This is a genomic window from Herbaspirillum sp. WGmk3 (assembly GCF_023952535.1).
GTDB lineage: Bacteria > Pseudomonadota > Gammaproteobacteria > Burkholderiales > Burkholderiaceae_D > Herbaspirillum > Herbaspirillum huttiense.
On the sequence record NZ_JAKYWT010000014.1, the window covers coordinates 1 to 2937 of the forward strand.

At 54.1% G+C, this 2937-nt stretch carries 2 protein-coding genes and 1 pseudogene; all 3 read left to right on the forward strand.

The genetic code is table 11. The annotated features are described in order from the left end of the window. Positions 1-1611, forward strand: a pseudogene (locus MKD49_RS25685) (hypothetical protein); the annotation flags it as partial. Positions 1612-1619: 8 nt separating this feature from the next. Then, the gene (locus tag MKD49_RS25690) at positions 1620-1940 is read left to right on the forward strand and encodes a hypothetical protein (protein WP_252697709.1); all 321 of its coding nucleotides are present in this window, start codon (positions 1620-1622) and stop codon (positions 1938-1940) included. A 322-nt stretch (positions 1941-2262) separates the two neighbouring features. Next, a partial coding sequence (locus tag MKD49_RS25695; RefSeq protein ID WP_252697710.1) for a hemagglutinin repeat-containing protein occupies positions 2263-2937 on the forward strand: 675 nt, incomplete at its 3' end.

Sequence of the window (2937 nt, forward strand, 5' to 3'; positions counted from 1 at the left end):
TCAGTGCGTACCGGCAAGGACAGCAGCAATAGCCTGACGAAGAACTGGGACGGCAATCAACTGCGTGAGGATGTGGAGGCGCAGGCAAAGATTACGCAGGCGTTCGGGCAGCAGGCTTCCAAGTTGATCGGGGACTATGCTGAGCAACAGCAGAAGAAGGCTGCTGACTTAGGTACGCAGGCAAACGCAGCAACCGATCCAGCCGTGGCAACACAGCTCAACGATCAGGCCCGTGCACTGGAAAGCAAGTGGGGGCCAGAGGGGAATATGCGGGCTCTGGCGCACACCGTTGTGGGCGGGATCACGGGTGGTCTTGCCGGTGCAGTTGGTGCGGGAGCGGGTACTTTAGCCGCACCTAAGGTGGCTGCGGCGTTGAGTCAGGCTGGCGTGGAAGCTGATCTCGCGAAGGTGTTGACAGGGTTGTCGAGTACCTTGGTGGGCGCGGCAGTGGGTGGAACGGCGGGTGGGGCTGCGGCTTATAACGAGGTCGTCAATAACTTCCTCAAGCATGCTGATGCCGCCGCGCTCAAGAAGGAAATTGAGGATTGCAGCAAGAAGAACGGTCGTTGCAGCGACGGAGACGTCACATCAATCTTTAAAAAGTACAAGGCTATCTCTGACCAGAATATCGCCGCCGTCCAAAGTTGCATCATTTCAGGGGATGTAGCGTGCGTCCAAAAAAATCTGGCTGAAGTGGCGAGTGTCAACGAGGTCAAAGTATTGCCATTCGGCTATACAAAACTTGAAGATGCGCTGATCGGGCGTCAAGCGAATGTGATCAGCTATGGTTCCGTGATGGGCAACGCGTCTCTGATGGGAACGGATGTTGATCAAGCCAAGGAGGTTGCGACATTCAGGACCAATAACTGTGGTGGACTGAGTGCGGCTGCCTGTGATGGACTGGTGAAGCAGGCAATGAACTATCGCCTTCTGCGGATGGCAGCGTTGTCTGCTGTCGCGGCTACTACTCCAGCCCTGGTAGGTGAGGCGAGGAAGCTTGTTTTACCAAAAGAAAAGCTACCAACGATAACGCCTGATCGTGATCGATATACCGCAGATCAGGATTTAGAGAATGTGTATGGGGATGTCGGTCGTGTCAGAAAACCAGATGAATCAAAGCTATCAGTGGCAGACGGTAGCGGTAAAAATGTGGCTGCTCCACAGGCATTTGTCCCTGCCCCAAGTACGGGGTTGAAATTTGAAATTAAGACTCAGGAGAAATCTGACGGACGTATTGAAATTGAACTTTCGGCGAGGCAGAAGTTTGATAAAACTGGGGGAGTTGTTGCAAGCGATTTTGCGCAAAGTGATTTGATCGCAACTTATTACCCCAAGGGTATTTTGCATATTGATTGGTACGGTACGACGATTTCAGGAAAGGGAGTGGGAACGGAAATGATTTCCAGATCAATTGAGTTGGTGGGGCCGGAGAAGATCGCGACCATATCAGCCAAATTTGGTAACGTTAATCGTGATGTGTTTTGGGACGCTTTATCTTCTGGTCGTAGTGTTTCTGATGCTGCATGGGCTACCCCACTTGGCAAAACGATGAGGTCCCTAGGCTTTAGAAGTGTTAGTGTAATTGGTGATAGTGCGGAATTTTCTAGATGAGTGAAAGCATGAATAAGGTTGAATGCATCAGAGCAATGTTGGCAGCCGGGCGGGAAAAAGATCTACTTGACTTCGTAGAAGGGGAGTCGACGTATTTATCAGATGCATCGTGTGGAGCACCGCAGACAGCAGAGCAGAAGAGAATGTGGGTCTTGCTCGTACATCATTTAAGATTCTTGACCTCGTATGGGAACACTGTGACGAAGGTGATTGATGGCGGAAAATATTTATCTGCTCATCCTGAATCTCTGAATGAGTGGCTCGACCTTGGCGCGCCTGGTATTGCCGAAGAGGATATCTTGGCGTATCTGAAAGCGAATCCTCTATAAGCGTCGATAGATATCCTGTGCTTTGATATGCGTTCTGACATAGGCTTTCTCGAACCCAGTTCATAGTTATTGACACTGCGACTTCTTCGGTCTCAATGCTGCAGCTTGCTAAGCTGATTGATAGCGCTGATCGGATACTTCCTTCATACGAGTTCTAGTGCCAACCCTAGTGACTATACGAGCAAGAAATTTGAGTAGTGGCACCACTGGGACCCACATTAAAGTACTAATGAAATTATCTTTTATGAAGCGAGAGCGAGGTTAGATTCGGACGTAACTCCTTATGAGAGGCTGCCGCCTGTTGGTAAGCAGTTATGGGGATGTGACGAGCAAGGGCGCGCAGGTGGTGGCGGAGAGCGCGCTGCAAGTCGAGGCCGGGCGTGACGTGGGCATCGGCACCGCCAATGTTTCAGCCAGCGCACGCGACCAGGGGCAGCGCAGCAGCAGCGGGATCCTGACGGCCAGGACGGTGCGCACTGATGATGCCAGCAGCACCAGCCGCGAGGCCGGCAGTACCTTCTCCGGCGAGACGGTGCTGGTGCGCTCGGGCAACGATGTGAATGTCAAAGGCAGCCAGATCGTTTCGACGCGGGGAACGACCATTGTGGCGGGCCTTGACGTGAACCTTGTTGCCGCAAGCGAGAGCAGCAGCCAGCGCAACTTCCGGCAGGAGACCACCAGCGGCGTGATGGGGGCGGGCATCGGCGTGACCGTGGGCAGCCGCATGCAGAGCCGCGATGTGGATCGCAACAGCGAGGCTGCGTCGGCATCGACCATTGGCAGCGTGCAAGGCGATGTGCGCATCGTGGCGGGTAATCGCTATACGCAGGTGGGCAGCGATGTGCTGGCACCGGGCGGCGATATCGACCTCGTGGCCCGGACGGTCAGCATTCTTGCTGCCCAGCAGAGCAGCCGTACCTTGACCGAGGACAAGTTCCGCCAGCAAGGGATGACGGTGGCGGTCACCAGTCCGGTGTTGTCGGCGGTGCAGACGGTG

What these genes read in the sequence shown, in the direction of transcription:
- MKD49_RS25690 (WP_252697709.1), top strand. Translation starts at nt 1,620, where the DNA reads ATGAATAAGGTTGAATGCATCAGAGCAATGTTGGCAGCCGGGCGGGAA.